The organism is Azospirillum sp. UENF 111221, from assembly GCF_058780625.1.
On record NZ_JBSNCH010000005.1, the window covers coordinates 1,408,179 to 1,423,341 of the forward strand.

The window sequence follows — 15,163 nt, forward strand, 5'->3', positions numbered from 1 at the left end:
CGCGCCTCAAACGCGCCAGCACGGGTGAAGGTTCCGCACCGGTTCAGCCGCCGCTGCGCGAAATCCCGTCACGGTCGGCCCGGCGGTTGTCGCGCCGGTGGCGGACCAGCCGCAGCACATAGGCGGCCAGCAGGACGATGAACAGCACCAGCGCGCCCGGCACCATCCAGTCGGCGATCCAGGGAAAGCCGACACGCACCAGATAGCCGGTGCCGGCCAGCACCAGCGACCACAGCACCGCCCCGGCGGCGGCATAGAGCAGGAACACCGCCATCGGCAGCCCGCAGGCCCCGGCGGGAACCGAGATCAGCGTGCGCAGCCCCGGCAGCGGCTGGCACAGCAGAACGGCGACGCCGCCGCGACGGGCGAACCATTCGGTGGCGCGGTGGACCTGCTCGGGCTTCACGGTCAGCCAATGACCATGGCGGCGGAGGAAGGCTTCAAACCGCTCTCGCCCCATCCAATGGGCCGGCAGGTACCACACCAGTTCCCCCACCGCCGACCCCGCCCCGGCGGCCAGCGCCACCAGCAGCAGGTTGAACTCCCCCGTCGCGGCCCCCATGCCGGCCAGCGGGATCACCGTCTCCGCCGGCACCGGCGGCAGCACGCGGGCCAGGACCAGCATCAGGAAGATGCCGAGATAGCCGAACTGCTGCACGATCTGGATGATCCACTCGGTCATTGGGTCCACAGAGGTCGGGGAGAAGAAGGCCGTCTCCAGTGAACCGTGCGGACCTTGCCGGCGTTCCCCGTTTTTCCATCCCCCTTGACCACAATCTCGACCCCAATCTTGACCCCAATCAAGGCAGAGGCCGTTCGTGCACGGTTCAGTGTCTCCATCATGACCGCATCCCTTGCCCTCGCCGCCGCCCTGCTGTTCCTCAGCCATGCCCTGCCGTCCTGGCCGGGAGTGCGGCCCGCCCTGATCGCCCGGCTCGGCCGCGGCGGCTTCGTGACGATCCATTCCGTCGGCTCGCTGCTGACGCTGACCCTGTTCGTGTGGGCCTACCGCGCCGCCGACGGCGGGGAGGTGCTGTTCACGCCCTTCGACTGGGCCGCCCCGCTGGTGGCGGTGGCGATGCCCATCGTCTTCCTGCTGCTGGTCGCCCGCGTCACCACCCGCTTCGGCAGCCAGGGCGCGCCCAACCCGCCCCGCGGTATCTACCGCCTGACCCGCGCGCCGGGCAGCCTGGCGCTGCTGCTGTGGGCATGCGCGCACCTGAACGCCACCGGCGATGGACGCCGCGTGCTGCTGTTCGGCACCATGGCGGCCATCGCCCTGTTCGCGCTGGTGAAGAACGAGATCGTGCTGCGCCGCAGCCCCGCCGGACGCGCCTGCCGGAGCGAAACCTCGCTGCTGCCGCTGACGGGGCCGCAGGGATGGCGCGGGGCGCTGCGCGGACTGGCGGAGATGGGACCGGCAAGACTGATCGGCGGACTTGCCGCTTATGGTGGGATGCTGATGCTGCATCCCCTGCTCTTCGGGGTGGATCCACTCTACTGGGTAGGTTGAGCGGGACGGCTGACCGGTGCATCTGTTGAGGACGGGACAGGAGTACCGCCTCCCTCGCCCAGCCCGACCTCCGCCCCGGTACCCCTTGCCATCGCTCCCCCCGCCATTGCTTCAGGAAGCCTCCGCATGAAAATCCGCGAGATCATGACCCGCGACGTGCAGACGGTACGGCCCGACGACAGCATCCGCCGGGCCGCGCAATTGATGGACCAATTGAATGTCGGCATCCTGCCCGTCTGCGACGGACGGGATCTGATCGGCGTGGTGACCGACCGCGACATCACCATCCGGGCGATCTCCGCCGGAAAGCCGCCGGACCGCACCAGGGTGTCGGAGGTGATGACCGCCAATCCGCGCTATTGCTACGAGGACGATCCGGTCGGCAGCGTGACCGAGCTGATGGCCGGCCAGCAGAATCCGGCGGGTGCCGGTGGTGGACCGCAACGACCGCCTGACCGGCATCGTCTCGCTGGGCGACCTTGCCACCGACGCCAAGAACGACCGCGCGGTCCAGGACACGCTGGAGCGGATTTCCTCCCCCTCCGAGCCGGACCGCAGCTGATCGGAACAACTGATCCGGGCCGGTTCGACCGGCTCCCCTCGACAACAGGAACCAACCATCATGGAAGACACATCGGGTGCGGACGACCCACGGGTCCGTGAACGGGCCTATCGGCTTTGGGAAGAGGAAGGGCGGCCCGACGACCGCCATCTCGACCATTGGGCGCAGGCCGCCCGCGAGATCGGGGAGGAGGACCGCCGCAATGCCGGCGGCCCCCGCGTCAACAGCCCGGACGCCGGGCTGGCCGTTCCCGATGACGCCGCCGCCCGCAACCAGCGGGAAGCGGCGGCGCATCTGGGCCAGTCCTCGGTTCCGTCGGACAGTTGATCACCGGATGGAGGCGGTCACTCGATCTTGAGGCTGACCGCTTCCATCCCCTTTTCGCCCTGGCGGACGGTCATGCGCACGCGCTGCCCGTCATCCAGACCGCGCAGGCCGGCGCTCTCCAGCGCACGGGCCGGAATGAAGACGTCGCGCCCGCCGTCGTCGGGCTGCGCGAAGCCATAACCCTTACCGCCGTTGAACCACTTCACCGTGGCGCCCATTTCGCTGGTCGGACCGCTGGCCTGCTGCGGCCGGCGGGGGCCACCACGATCCTGGAAGCCACGGTCCTGGCCCCGGTCCTGGAAGCCACGGTCGGAGCCCCGATCCTGGAAACCGCGATCCTGGTTACGGCTCTGGAAGCCGCCACGATCACCACCACGGTCGCCGAAGCCCCGGTCGCGCGGACCGCCGGCATCGCGGCGCGCACCGAAGCCGCGATCTCCGCCCCGATCCCCACCCCGGTCACCGAAGCCCCGATCCCCGCGGTCCCCGAAGCTGCGCTCGCGCCCTTGCGGACGGGCCGGCGTGGCGGTGGAGAGGTCGACGGAATGCAGGACGCTGACCTGCTGGCCCTTGCGGTCCTCGACGAGGTCGACGACCACGGTGGCGCCGTCCGGCAAGGTGGTGTGGCCGGCGGGCACGACGAGCGAGGCCGGCAGCAGGGCGTCCTTGCCGCTGTCGCCGACCTTGACGAAGCCGTAGCCACGTTCGGGGTTGAACCATTTCACGGTGGCCGTCACCTGGGTGGCGACGACGTTGGGCTGGCGATAGACGTGGCTGCGGGGCGGCTGATTGTGCATGGGAAACCCGAACTCCGGCAAACAGAAGCGGCGCCCTTGCCGGTCCATCTCATGGACCGGTGGACGCCAACCCCTGACACATCGCCCGTCCGCGCGCTCTTGGCAAGTCGGGACCGCTCCGAATAAGCCGGACAGGCCGTTAAATCACACCCGTGGGCCCCGGTGGACCGGTCTCAGCCCATCAGGCGGTCCATCAGGCGGTCCGGCGCCGGCGGCGGCTCGCGAGGCGGAACCGGGATCGGGCCCGGCGGCTCGCCCAGCGGCGGACGCGCCGGATCGCCCGGCACCGGCATCGAGTCATCCGGCACCGACGGTTCGCGCGGCGGCGCGGGCGGATAGGGTCCAAGCTCAAAGATCATGCGCGGTTCCTCAAAGTCATTGATTAAGGCAATCGACGTCGTCAGCCGCCATGACCGCCGGGGGCGGTCCGCGACAGGCGCCGGGCATCGTTCAGGCTGGTCATGCAGCGGGTCTCGTCGCCGTCGCGGGCGGCGCTGCGGGCGGCGGTGACCAGCGATTCCACCTGGGCGTTCCGCGCCGCCTGCCCCATCGGCCCGTCGCCACTGCCGGAGCCGCCGGGACCGCTGTCCGGTGCCGTCCGCGATTTGGCCTGCGGGCCGGGTTGCGGGCTGATGGACGGAGCGGTCGGCATGTTGCTGCCGATGGCCGGCGGCTCGACCACCGACCGGTCGCCGACGGCGGGGGGCGCCACCATGCCGCCGGATTGGGCAAGCCGGTCGCTGCCGCTGCCGGACCCCGGTTCGTCGCGCGGTGTGGAGCCCGACAGGCCGGGCGCACCGTTGCCGGGGACGGCGACCGGCGGCGGTTCGGTCGACAGGCCGAGATCGGCGGCGAACTGATCCACCATCGCGCCGCAACTCGCCTGGGCCGCGGCACCCGTCTGGGCCGCAGCTCCCTGGGCGGCGAGGAGCCCGGCCGCCATGACGAGGGCGACGGGGCCGAACCTTGTGAAATTTGTCCGCATCGGTCGCGTGCTCCTCGGGTTGGCGCCTCGGGTTGGCCTCTCGAATTGGCCATGTCCATCCATGCCCATGGCGATCCCGCTCAGGGGCGTGTTCCGATGGAATCAACGGTCGTGGGCGGGGCACGGTTCCGGCGGACCGGTCGAAGATCTGCCCGGCCATGCATCTTGCTCATTTCGCAGGCAGTGGGCGTCGGCTGTAGAGTGCCTGTCCCCCTCCTCAACCAACGGTCCGCATTTCCATCATGATCGCCAACATGGCCGCGCTGGGCGCGGCGCTGTGCTGGGCCGCGGGCGGCCTGATCGCCATCGGCCCGGTGCGGGTGCTCGGCTCCATCGCCTTCAACCGCGTGCGCCTGACCATCGTCGCCGCGGCCCTGTTGGTCGCCACCACCCTGCTGGGCGGCTGGCAGACGCTGGACACCGGGGCCGCGCTGACGCTGGCATTGTCGGGGTTGCTGGGGATCGTGGTGGGGGACATGGCGCTGTTCTGGTCGCTCAGCCGGCTGGGGCCGCGCCGCAATGTGGTGATCTATGCCGCCAACGCGCCGCTGACCGCCCTGCTCGCCTATGCCCTGCTGGGGGAGGCGCTGGGGCCGTGGACCGTTCTGGGCGTGGCGCTGGTCACGCTGGGGGTAATGCTGGCAGTGGCCCTGCGCTCCGGCTCCACCCACAGCTGGGAGGCGATCCAGGGCAATTTGCTGGCCGGAGTGTCGGTCTGCCTGCTGGCGGCGGTCGGTCAGGCCGCCGGCTCGATCATCGCCAAGCCGGTGATGGCGGCGGGCGCCGATCCGATTGCGTCGGCCGCGGTGCGGGTCACCACGGCGGCCCTGATGTTCACGGCCATCGGCGTCCTGTCGACGGTTCGCGCTGGGGTTCGCGAGGGGGCTCGCGGCAGTGCGGCGGTGGCAGGCGCCGGTGGGCTCGGCGGGCTGCTGGTCCCCCGCGGGTTGACGCCCAAGCTGATGCTGCAGATCGCCGGCAACGGACTGCTCGGCGTCGGGCTGGGGATGACGCTGCTGCTGGTCGGGCTTGCCCACGGCAATGCCGGGGTGGTCGCCACCCTGTCGGCGCTCAGCCCGGTCCTGATCCTGCCGATGATGTGGCTGCTGACCGGCCAGCGCCCGTCGCTGGGCGCCTGGGCCGGCGCCGCGGTTGCGGTGGCCGGTGTCGCCCTGATCGTCAACAGATAGATGGGCGGCTCAGCGGGCCGTCTCCACCGCCACGCCCAGGGTGGGCAGCGCCGCCTGGAGTGCGGAGGAGGCGCGGTTGACGGCATCGCGCAATTCAAGCTTCAGCACCGGCTCATCCGGCCATTGCTGCTCGCAGGCATGCTGAAGCTTGCGGGCGGTGCGCGACAATTCCAGGAGGCCGACATTGCCGGCCAGCGACACCATGGCATGGGCATCGGCCGCGGCGGCCTTCGACGAGTCCGCCTCGCTGATGCGGTCGGCGCGCAGGGCCAGTTCGGCCAAGGTGCCGGCGATGAAGCGGGGCAGCACATCCGCGCCCAGCGTTTCGGCCAGCGTGTCCAGCGTGGCGCGGTTCAGCACCGGCGCGCTGTCCGACACCGTCGCCACCCCGGCCAGCACCGTCGCCTCTTCCACGGCATCCTCCTCCGGCAGGGCCCCATCCGCCTCGGCGTCGAGCCAGCGGTCGACCGCGGACAGCAGCGTGTCGCGCTCGATCGGCTTGGTCACATGATCGTTCATGCCGACATCCAGGCAAAGCTGGAGCTGATCGGTCAGCGCGTTGGCGGTCAGCGCAATGATGGGCACGGCGCCGCGCCGCCCGCCAAGCTGACGGATCGCCGCAGTCGCCTGCAAGCCGTCCATCCGCGGCATCTGCATGTCCATCAGGACAAGGTCGAACGTGCCCCGGCGCATCGCCTCCACCGCCAGGATGCCGTCCTCCGCCACCTCGACCGTATGGCCGGCCTTGCAGAGGATGGAGGAGGTGACGATCTGGTTCATCGGCACGTCTTCGGCCAGCAGGATGCGGGCGCTGCGGGTCGGTGCTGCGTCCTTGCGCTCGACGGCGGGCAGCCCTGGCGCGGTGGCGACCGGCAGCGGCAGCTCGAACCAGAAGGTGCTGCCCACCCCCGGACTGCTCTGCACGCCGATATGCCCGCCCATCAGCTCCGACAGCTGCTTGGAGATGATGAGGCCGAGCCCGGTGCCGCCATAGCGCCGGGTGGTGGAACGGTCGCCCTGGCTGAAGCGCTGGAACAGGTTGCCCTGATCGGCAGCCGGGATGCCGGGGCCGGTGTCGCTGACCGAGAGCCGCACATGCGCCGCCGGAACGGCCTCTCCCTCGCCGGTCCCCTGCCCCGACAGCAGCCCGGCCGACACCAGCACCGAGCCGCGTTCGGTGAATTTCACCGCATTGCCGACGAGGTTCAGCAGGATCTGGCGGATGCGCGCCTCGTCGCCGCGGACATAGCGCGGAACGGTGCCGCCCAGCGACAGCTGCAGCAGCAGCCCCTTCTGCGAGGCGGCGTTGCTCATCAGGTCGCGGCAGTCGCGCAGCAGCCGGTGCAGGTCGAAGGCGCGCTCGTCCAACTCCAGCTTGCCGGCCTCGATCTTCGAATAATCCAGGATGTCGCCGATGATCGCCAGCAGCCCGCGCCCGGCCTCGCGCTGGAGCGACACATACTGGCGCTGTTCCGCCGTCAGCTCGGTGCCCAGCAGCAGGTCGGCAAAGCCGATGACGCCGTTCAGCGGCGTGCGGATCTCATGGCTCATCGACGCCAGGAATTCCGACTTCACGCGGTTGGCCGCCTCCGCCTCGGCGCGGGCGGCGGATAGCTCCTCCTCGTAGCGCTTGCGCTCGGTCACGTCACGGACCACGCCGACCACCACGAAGCGGCCGTCGGACCCCACCGTCGGGCGCATGCTGGACTCGACCCACAGGTAGTGGCCGTCGCGGTGGCGCAGCCGGTGGGTGAAGGTGACGGGGGGCGACCCCGGCTGCAACCCGGCAAAGGCCAGCGCCGCGCTCTCCAGATCGTCCGGGTGCAGCAGGTTGGCCGGAGCGGAGCCGACGATCTCCGCCGGGTCGTGGCCCAGAATGTCGCGCACCGACGGCGACAGGTAGCGCACCGCCCCGTCGGCCTTCATCTCCAGGATCATGTCGGTGGCGTTGTCGGCCAGCAGGCGGTACCGCGCCTCGCTCTCGCCCAGCCGCCGTTCGGCGTCGTGGTGGCGCTGCTCGCGCAGCAGCAGGCCGCCCAGGAACAGGGTGCCGAGCGGGATGATGGCCAGCAGCGCCGGCGCCGTGCGCTGCCCCACCTGCAAGGCAAGCTCCCAGCTGGGCAGCAGCAGCAGGGTCGATGTCGACACCAGCGTCAGCAGCAGCCCGAAGCCCAGCAGCGAGCCGACGCCCATCGCCATCCCGCGCCGCTTCGACCACATCGCGAAGCCGATGCCGGTCAGGAAGGACAGCAGCGCATTGGCGACGCCGGCCTCCATCCCCACCCCGCCCAGATAGATGCGGTACCCCGCGACCGTCACCGCGGTGATGGCGGAGGAGAGCGGACCGCCGAACAGCGCGCTCAGCCCGACCAGCGGAGCCCGCGCGTCGATGAAGATGCCCGGTCCGATATGGATGGGGTGGACCATCGAGAAGATGGCGGTCAGCGCCATCACCGCGCCGAAGACGATCTGGCGGGTGTAGATGCTCCAGCCGCCGGACCGGCGGATCAGAAACGTGTAGGCAAGAACGACGAAGGCGCTCGCCGCGATGTTCTCGGCAAGGTCGTACGCCATCGAAGAGAAGTTGCCCAACATCGCCCGGCCGCCGTCCCCACCCGATTTCCCGTTACCTCTATACCACGGAAGGATGTCACGAAACCGCTAACACCAACGGAAGACGTGTGATCTGGCGGGGACAAAGGTCGGGCTTGCGATGCCGGCAGGGTGCGGCGTCTCAGGCCTCCGCGTCGGGCTGGCGGTCCGGAAGGGCGGCGGCGAAGGCCGGCAGGGCGCGGCAGGCCGCGTCGATGCGCAGCAGCGTGGGGTAGCCGTCCAGCGGGCAGTCCAGGCGGCGGGCGTTCGCCATCTGCGGCACCAGCAGGATGTCGGCCAGACCGGGCTCGTCGCCGTGGCAGAAGCGGCCGGTGCGCGGATCGCCGGCCAGCTGCGCCTCCAGCGCCGTCAGGCCGATGGCGATCCAGTGCCGGTACCAGCCGTCGACCTCCTCCTGGCTGTGGCCCATGGTCTTCAGGTGGTTCAGCACCCGAAGATTGTTCAGCGGATGAAGGTCGCAGGCCACCGCCAGGGCGAGCGCCCGCACCCGCGCCCGGCCCAGCGGGTCGGCCGGCAGCAGCGCCGGGGCGGGATGCGTCTCGTCCAGATATTCGATGATGGCGAGCGACTGGGTCAGCACATGATGGCCGTCCGGCCCGTCGACCTCCAGCGCCGGCACCAGATGTTCCGGGTTGAGGTCGGAATAGGGCGGCTTGGCCTGCTCGCCCTTGCGCAGATGGACGAAGGCCTGGTCCGGCGTCAGCCCCTTCAGGTTCAGGGCGATGCGCACGCGGTAGGCGGCGGAGGAGCGGAAATAGGTGTGGAGTTTCAAGGGGGGGGTGTCCGTTGAAGTGTCACGGCGGTGATCGGATACGGGACCCTATCACAGCCCCAGATAGGCCTGCCGCACCCGCTCGTTGCTCAGCAGGGCGGCACCGCTGTCGCTCAGCACGATCTCGCCGGTCTCGATCACATAGCCGCGGTCGGCGATGGCGAGGGCCGCATGGGCGTTCTGCTCGACCAGCAGGATGGTGGTGCCCTCGCGCTTCAGCCGCTGCACGGCATCGAAGATCTCCGCGACCAGCAGCGGCGCCAGCCCCATGCTGGGTTCGTCGAGCAGCAGCAGGCGCGGCTTCGCCATCAGGGCGCGGCCAAGGGCGACGATCTGCTGCTGGCCGCCCGACAGGGTGCCGGCGGGCTGGTCGCGCTTGATCTTCAGCACCGGGAACATCTCGTAGAGCCGGTCGATATCGTCGTCCGGCTTGCCGCTGCCCCGGCGGTAGGCGCCGAGGCGGAGATTGTCCTCCACGCTCTGCGGGCCGAACAGCTGCCGGCCCTCCGGCACCTGCACCACCCCTTCGGCGACGCGGCGCGACGCCTTCATCCGGGTGATGTCGCAGCCGTCGAAGGTGATGCGGCCGCTGCTGGCGGGATGGACGCCCGACAGGGTGCGCAGCAGCGTCGTCTCTGCCGGCCCCGTTGGCGCCGACCAGCGCCACCAGTTCGCCCTCCCGCACCGTCAGGCTGGCCGATTTCAGCGCATGGATGCGGCCGTAATGGCTGTTGAGGCCCTCGATCTCCAGAAGCATGGGTGGCCCTCCTTACGGTGCGGCGCCGAGATAGGCGGCGATGACGTCCGGGTTGGCCCCCACCTCCTGCGGCGTGCCTTCGGCCAGCATGCGGCCCTGGTTCAGCGCGGTGATCCGGTGGGAGATACCCATCACCATCTTCATGTCATGCTCCACCAGGACGATGGTCACGCCGCTGGCCGCGACCGTCTTGATGACCTCGTCGATCTCGCGGCTTTCGGTGGCGTTCAGGCCGGCCGCCGGCTCGTCCAGCAGAAGCAGCTTCGGCTCCGACGCCAGCGCGCGGGCGATCTCCAGACGCTTCAGCGCGCCGTAGGGCATGGAGGCGGCATCGGCGTCGACATACTTCTCCAGCCCGACATCGGCCATCAGCTGCGCCGCCCGGTCCTTCGCCTCGCGGTCCTTGCGCACCAGCGACGGGAAACGGAACAGCGCCGGCAGGAGCCGGGTGTTCAGGTGCAGGTGCCGCCCCACCATGACATTCTCCAGCGCCGTCATGTTGAAGAAGATCTGCAGGTTCTGGAAGGTGCGCGACATGCCGCGGGCCGCCAGCCTGTAGGGCGCCATGCCCGACACGTCGGCCCCGTCGAACAGCACCCGGCCGCCCGACGGCTTGTAGACACCGGTCACCAGATTGAACAAAGTGGTCTTGCCCGCCCCGTTCGGCCCGATGATCGAATGGATGTCGCCGGCGGCGATGGAGAAGCTGAGGTCGCCGATGGCGAGCACGCCGCCGAACTCGCGGCTGAGATGCTCCACCTTCAGGATCGGCGGGCCGACGCGGCGGGCCTGGGTCGTGGTGTCGGGAGAAAGGTCCGTGGTCGCCAGCATCTTCATGCCCGCCTCCGCGCCGGGAGCAGCGCCGCCAGGGTGGGAAGCAGCCCCTTGGGCATGAACACCATCGTCGCCATCAGGATGCCGCCCAGCACGATCTGCTGGTAATCCTGGAAGATCGTCAGCGCCTGCGGCAGCAGTGTCAGCACCACCGCACCGACGACGGCGCCGAAGGTCGAGGCCATGCCGCCGAACACCACCATGGTCACCAGCTCGATCGACTTGAAGAAGTCGGCCTTGGCCGGGGTGATCAGGCCGGCATAATGGGCGAACAGGCTGCCCGCCACGCTGGCGAACACCGCCGACAGCACGAAGACGAGCACCTTGAAGCGCGCGGTGTCGACGCCGACCACCTCGGCCGCCACCTCGGACCCGTGGACGGCGCGGAGCGCCCGGCCCATCGGGCTGTCGATCAGGTTCAGCGACAGCCAGACCACGCCGACCAGCAGCACGCCGACCACCCAGTACCAGACCTTCTCGCCATACAGCTCGACGCCGAAGATCTTGAACGGCTCCACCATCATGCCGTCGGGACCGCCGGTCAGGCCGCTTTCGGTGCGCAGGACGATGGACACGATGATGCCGATGCCGAGCGTCGCCATGGCGAGGTAATGACCCTTCAGCCGCAGGATCGGCTTGGCGACCAGGAAGGCCAGCAGCCCGACGAAGGCGGCACCGGCCAGCAGCGCCACGATCGGCGGCCAGCCGTACGTGCCGACCAGCACGCCGGACGCGTAGGCGCCGATGCCGAAGAAGCCGGCATGGCCAAGGCTGATCTGCCCGGCATAGCCGATCAGCAGGTTCAGCCCGACGCAGACCACGGCGTTGAAGCCGGCCAGGATGGCGATGTCGAGATAGAAGTTGTTGGGCAGGAAGGCCGGCAGGATTGCGATCGCGGCAGCCAGCGCCAGAAGCCCGGTCAGCCGCCCGTGAAGGAGTGCGTTCATCGGTTGTACGGTCCTTACACCCGTTCGGTGCCGCGCTTGCCGAACAGCCCGTTCGGCATGAAGAGGAGGACGGCCAGGATGATGACGAAGGCCACCGCATCCTTGTAGGCCGAGGAGATGTAGCCGGCGCCCAGCGCCTCGGCGATGCCGACGATCAACCCGCCGGCAACCGCACCCGGCCCGTGGCCGAGCCCGCCCAGAACCGCTGCGGTGAAGCCCTTCAGCCCCAGCATGATGCCCATCTCGGTGTAGGAGAAGGTGATGGGGGCGACCACAGCACCACCGACCGCACCCAGCGCCGCCGACAGCGCGAAGGAGGCCAGCACCACCCGCTTCACGTCGATGCCGACCAGCTGGGCGGCCAGCCGGTTGTGCGAGGTGGCGAGGATCGCCTTGCCGGTCAGCGTCCTGGCGAAGAACAGGCCGATGGCGACGATCAGCACGCCCGCGGTGCCCACCACCCACAGCGACTGCGGCTGCATCGAGGCGCCCAGGATCTGGATCGGCGTCTCGCCCGAGAAGGCGTCCAGCCGCTTGAAATCCTTGCCCCAGACCAGCTCGGCGACGCCACGCAGGAAGATCGAGGCGCCGATGGTGATGATGATCAGCGTGACGGTGGAGGCGTTGCGGGCGCGTTCGACCGCGAACTTCGCCACCAGGACGCCGACCAGCATGGCGCCGCCGCAGCCGATCATGATCGCCAGCGGGAGCGGCACGCCCGACGCCGTCAGGGTGGCCGACGCCATGCCGCCGATCATGATGAACTCGCCCTGGGCGAAGTTGATGACGTGGCTGGCGTTGTAGATGATCGAGAAGCCGAGCCCCGCCAGCGCATAGATCGCGCCGATGGTCAGCCCCGACAACAGATATTGCAGCAGTTCCGCGAACATCGTTGGGTTCCTGATGTTCCTCTCCCGCGCACATCTCCCCCTCTCCCCCCGGGGAGAGGGCCGGGGTGAGTGGGGTGCGGAGGGTGGATTTTTGGGAAGCGGAGTGGCTTTTACTTGAAAATCCTCGCCGAGCATCCCCCTCACCCTAGCCCTCTCCCCGCTTTCGGCGGACCGGAGGTCCGCCTGTCGCGTCAGCGCAAACGAAGTTTGCGCGTGAGCGGGGGAGAGGGGGGCAGGGCTGCGCTCGTCACTTCACCAGCGCCCAGTCACCCTGCTTGACCTCCACCATGTGGAAGGCGTCCAGCGTCAGGCCCATGTGGTCCTTGGCGCTCATGGTCACGGTGCCGCCGGTGCCGACATAGCCCTTGGTTTGCTCGATGGCGTCGCGCAGCTTGGCCTTGTCGGTGCCGCCGGCGCGCTTCACGGCATCCAGCGCGATCATCAGCCCGTCATAGGCGTGGCCGGCGAAGGTCGACACCTCGGTGCTGAAGCTGTCCTCGTAAACCTTGGTGAATTCGGTCACGACCTTCTTCTGCGGGTCGCTGTCCGCCAGCTGTGCCGCGACGACCAGACCGGCGGCCGGCAGGCGCACACCCTCGGCGGCACCGCCGGCCAGGCGGATGTATTCCTTCGACGCGACGCCGTGCGACTGGTAGAGCGGCAGCGTGATGCCGAGCTGGCGGTAGTTCTTGGTCACAACCGCCGGCCCCTGGCCCAGGCCGAACACCAGCACCGCCTGCGCTGCGGCGTTGTTCTTGACCTTGGTCAGCTGGGCGGTGACATCGGTGTCCTTGGCGCCGTAGGTCTCGTCGGCGACCAGCTCGATCCCGCGCTCCTTGGCGACAGCGACGGTCTGCTCGCGGCCCGACTTGCCGAAGCCGCTGTCCTCCGACAGCAGCGCCAGCTTGGTCAGCCCGCGCTTCTTCATGTCCTCCATAACCTTTTCCGCGGCCATGCGGTCGGTGTGGGGGGTCTTGAACACCCACTTCTTCACCGGCTCGACGATCACCACGGCGCCGGCCAGCGAGATGAAGGGCACGCCGGCGCGTTCCACCAGCGGCACCGCCGCCATGGTCGCCGCGGTCGTGGTGCCGCCGACGATCACGTCGACGCCGTCGCTCTCGATCAGGCGCTTGGTGAAGGAGGCCGCCTTGTCCGCCGCACCGCCATCGTCATAGACGGTCAGCTGCACCGGCCGGCCGCCGACGCCGCCCGCCTGGTTGATGCGGTCGGCATACAGCTCCAGCACCTTCTTCTCCGGATCGCCCAGGAAGGAGGCCGGACCGGTGGCCGAGACGATGGCGCCGACCTTGATCGGATCCGCGGCCTGGGCGGCCCCCGGCATCAGACCGGACACCGCTGTCATGGCGGTCATGGCAGTGAAGGCGATGGTGGCAAGCAGGCGATTGCGCATGATGTCCTCCCTGATGCTGTCCCGCTTGTCGCCGGACCGGGCGGCGGCCCGATCCCGGCGCTGCGGAACGATTTGCTCCACATAATGTTTCAAACGAAATGGTTGCGAAAGAAAAAATTCAGCCGGCGTAACCACAATCGAATTGCGGATGTTGCCGCCTGCCTCCCCTTTCCTTTGCGATCCCTCCGGCTTGGCACCGGGAAATCGTCATTTCGTTTTATGACACAAATTTACTTTCAGACACAAAGCTAGTGTATCACATTAATGATTGTCAAACGGAAAGTCCGGGTTGCCTCCTATCGGCGGCGGACCTGCTTTCCGCCTCCCGGTCCGCGCTGTCGTGGCACTGGCCCAACCGGTCCCAGGTTTCGTATACAACTCCGTCGCACCCCCCGTTTCGACACACGACTCAAAGCCGCATCGATAAGGACACCCCCTCCGCATGGCCCGCCCGCGCCGCCCCGAAGACCTTGCCGCCCAGCTGACCGAGACCATCGCGCCGCGGGCGAAGTCGCTGATCATCACCGTCTATGGCGATGCGGTGCTACCGCATGGCGGATCGCTGTGGCTGGGCAGCCTGATAGAGTTGACGGGCCTGTTCGGCATGAGCGAGCGGATCGTCCGCACCTCGGTCTTCCGGCTGTGCAAGGACGACTGGCTGACCAACACCCAGATCGGCCGGCGCAGCTTCTACCGCGTCACCGACAGCGGGAAGGAACGCTTCGCAGCGGCCGAACGGCGGATCTACGCCCCGCTGGCCCGCGAATGGGACCGCGGCTGGGATCTGCTGATGGTGCCGCCCAACGCGCTGGATGCCGAGACGCGCGACGCCCTGCGGCGGGAGTTGACCTGGCAGGGCTTCGGCGCGGCGTCGGCCACCGTCTATGCCCACCCCAACTGCGACGAGGCGGCGATGCACCGTTCGCTGGCGGAGCTGGGCGTGGCCGACAGGATCGTCCACATGAAGGCCAGCCTGGACCGGGCGGAGGGGTTCGGGGCGTTGCGCGATCTGGTGCGCGGCTGCTGGGACATCGATCAACTCGAACACGATTATGCCGCGTTTCTGGATCACTTCCGTCCGGTCTGGGCAGCCGTCGATGCCGCCGAGACGCCGGACCCGGCCGCCTGCTTTGTCCTGCGCACGCTGATGATCCACGATTTCCGCCGCATCCTGCTGCGCGACCCGATGCTGCCGCCCGACCTGTTGCCGGCGGACTGGCCGGGTCAGGAATCGCGGATGCTGACGCGCAACCTCTACCGCCGCCTCGCCGGCCCGTCGGAAGCCTTCCTGATGCAGGCGGCAACCACCGCCAACGGCCCGTTGCCGGAAGCCCAGCCCGCCTTCCAGGGCCGGTTCGGCGGTCTGGAGACCATTGCCGCCGGCTAGAGTGCGATCGCTTCAAGCGGAATCGCTTGAAACGTGAATCACACGGAAAACCAAAAGTTTAGAGTTTGTCTGGTGCTTCAATAAGCATCAGACAAACTCTAATATAAGCATTCCCGGATCGGGCGTTTTCCGCGTCCTGGGAGCAGTCACACCAAAACACCACACGCCAGAGCCA

At 68.9% G+C, this 15,163-nt stretch carries 15 protein-coding genes and 2 pseudogenes; 6 read left to right on the top strand and 11 right to left on the bottom strand.

Annotated features, from left to right (window positions below; translation table 11 throughout):
• Positions 1-43: 43 nt before the first annotated feature.
• A complete protein-coding gene (locus ACWPN3_RS21190) occupies positions 44-682 on the bottom strand; it encodes a DedA family protein (RefSeq protein WP_109445478.1) in 639 nt (212 codons plus the stop codon).
• 159 nt (positions 683-841) lie between these two features.
• Here ACWPN3_RS21190 and ACWPN3_RS21195 point away from each other — a divergent pair, with 159 nt between their 5' ends.
• From ACWPN3_RS21195 to ACWPN3_RS21210, 4 genes and pseudogenes are all read left to right on the top strand, one after another.
• Positions 842-1,513: an NnrU family protein gene (locus tag ACWPN3_RS21195; RefSeq protein WP_492241061.1), complete on the top strand. Its 672-nt coding sequence runs from the start codon at positions 842-844 to the stop codon at positions 1,511-1,513.
• 144 nt (positions 1,514-1,657) lie between these two features.
• Positions 1,658-1,738: pseudogene (locus tag ACWPN3_RS21200) on the top strand (CBS domain-containing protein); the annotation flags it as partial.
• Between the two features lie 208 nt (positions 1,739-1,946).
• Entirely contained in the window at positions 1,947-2,075 is a 129-nt protein-coding gene (locus tag ACWPN3_RS21205; protein ID WP_492241062.1) for a hypothetical protein, read from the top strand.
• Positions 2,076-2,135: 60 nt separating this feature from the next.
• Positions 2,136-2,402: a DUF2934 domain-containing protein gene (locus tag ACWPN3_RS21210; protein WP_492241063.1), complete on the top strand. Its 267-nt coding sequence runs from the start codon at positions 2,136-2,138 to the stop codon at positions 2,400-2,402.
• A 17-nt stretch (positions 2,403-2,419) separates the two neighbouring features.
• Here ACWPN3_RS21210 and ACWPN3_RS21215 read toward each other — a convergent pair whose 3' ends face one another.
• From ACWPN3_RS21215 to ACWPN3_RS21225, 3 genes are all read right to left on the bottom strand, one after another.
• Entirely contained in the window at positions 2,420-3,199 is a 780-nt protein-coding gene (locus tag ACWPN3_RS21215; RefSeq protein ID WP_452026619.1) for a cold-shock protein, read from the bottom strand.
• A 173-nt stretch (positions 3,200-3,372) separates the two neighbouring features.
• Positions 3,373-3,558, bottom strand: coding sequence for a hypothetical protein (locus tag ACWPN3_RS21220; protein WP_109445473.1), 186 nt, complete (start codon positions 3,556-3,558; stop codon positions 3,373-3,375).
• Between the two features lie 41 nt (positions 3,559-3,599).
• A complete protein-coding gene (locus ACWPN3_RS21225; RefSeq protein WP_492241064.1) occupies positions 3,600-4,184 on the bottom strand; it encodes a hypothetical protein in 585 nt (194 codons plus the stop codon).
• A gap of 242 nt (positions 4,185-4,426) precedes the next feature.
• Between ACWPN3_RS21225 and ACWPN3_RS21230 the strand changes: the two genes are divergently transcribed.
• Positions 4,427-5,374 (top strand): DMT family transporter, encoded by a 948-nt coding sequence (locus ACWPN3_RS21230; RefSeq protein WP_492241065.1) that lies wholly within the window; start codon positions 4,427-4,429, stop codon positions 5,372-5,374.
• Positions 5,375-5,383: 9 nt separating this feature from the next.
• Here the strand turns inward: ACWPN3_RS21230 and ACWPN3_RS21235 are convergent, their stop codons facing one another.
• From ACWPN3_RS21235 to ACWPN3_RS21265, 7 genes and pseudogenes are all read right to left on the bottom strand, one after another.
• Entirely contained in the window at positions 5,384-7,948 is a 2,565-nt protein-coding gene (locus ACWPN3_RS21235) for an ATP-binding protein (protein ID WP_492241066.1), read from the bottom strand.
• A 160-nt stretch (positions 7,949-8,108) separates the two neighbouring features.
• Positions 8,109-8,759 carry a maleylacetoacetate isomerase gene (gene maiA, locus ACWPN3_RS21240; protein ID WP_109445470.1) on the bottom strand — a complete coding sequence of 217 codons (651 nt, stop codon included), beginning with the start codon at positions 8,757-8,759 and terminating at the stop codon, positions 8,109-8,111.
• 51 nt (positions 8,760-8,810) lie between these two features.
• A pseudogene (locus ACWPN3_RS21245) lies at positions 8,811-9,516 on the bottom strand (ABC transporter ATP-binding protein).
• 12 nt (positions 9,517-9,528) lie between these two features.
• Positions 9,529-10,353: an ABC transporter ATP-binding protein gene (locus ACWPN3_RS21250; RefSeq protein ID WP_109445468.1), complete on the bottom strand. Its 825-nt coding sequence runs from the start codon at positions 10,351-10,353 to the stop codon at positions 9,529-9,531.
• Positions 10,350-11,297 carry a branched-chain amino acid ABC transporter permease gene (locus ACWPN3_RS21255; protein ID WP_109445467.1) on the bottom strand — a complete coding sequence of 316 codons (948 nt, stop codon included), beginning with the start codon at positions 11,295-11,297 and terminating at the stop codon, positions 10,350-10,352. Before ACWPN3_RS21255 ends, ACWPN3_RS21250 begins: the two co-directional genes overlap by 4 nt.
• A 14-nt stretch (positions 11,298-11,311) precedes the next feature.
• Positions 11,312-12,187 (bottom strand): branched-chain amino acid ABC transporter permease, encoded by an 876-nt coding sequence (locus ACWPN3_RS21260; protein WP_492241067.1) that lies wholly within the window; start codon positions 12,185-12,187, stop codon positions 11,312-11,314.
• Between the two features lie 247 nt (positions 12,188-12,434).
• Positions 12,435-13,601 carry an ABC transporter substrate-binding protein gene (locus ACWPN3_RS21265; protein WP_492241068.1) on the bottom strand — a complete coding sequence of 389 codons (1,167 nt, stop codon included), beginning with the start codon at positions 13,599-13,601 and terminating at the stop codon, positions 12,435-12,437.
• 442 nt (positions 13,602-14,043) lie between these two features.
• Here ACWPN3_RS21265 and paaX point away from each other — a divergent pair, with 442 nt between their 5' ends.
• Positions 14,044-14,988, top strand: a complete 945-nt coding sequence (gene paaX / locus ACWPN3_RS21270) for a phenylacetic acid degradation operon negative regulatory protein PaaX (protein ID WP_492241069.1) — start codon at positions 14,044-14,046, stop codon at positions 14,986-14,988.
• Positions 14,989-15,163 lie beyond the last annotated feature (175 nt).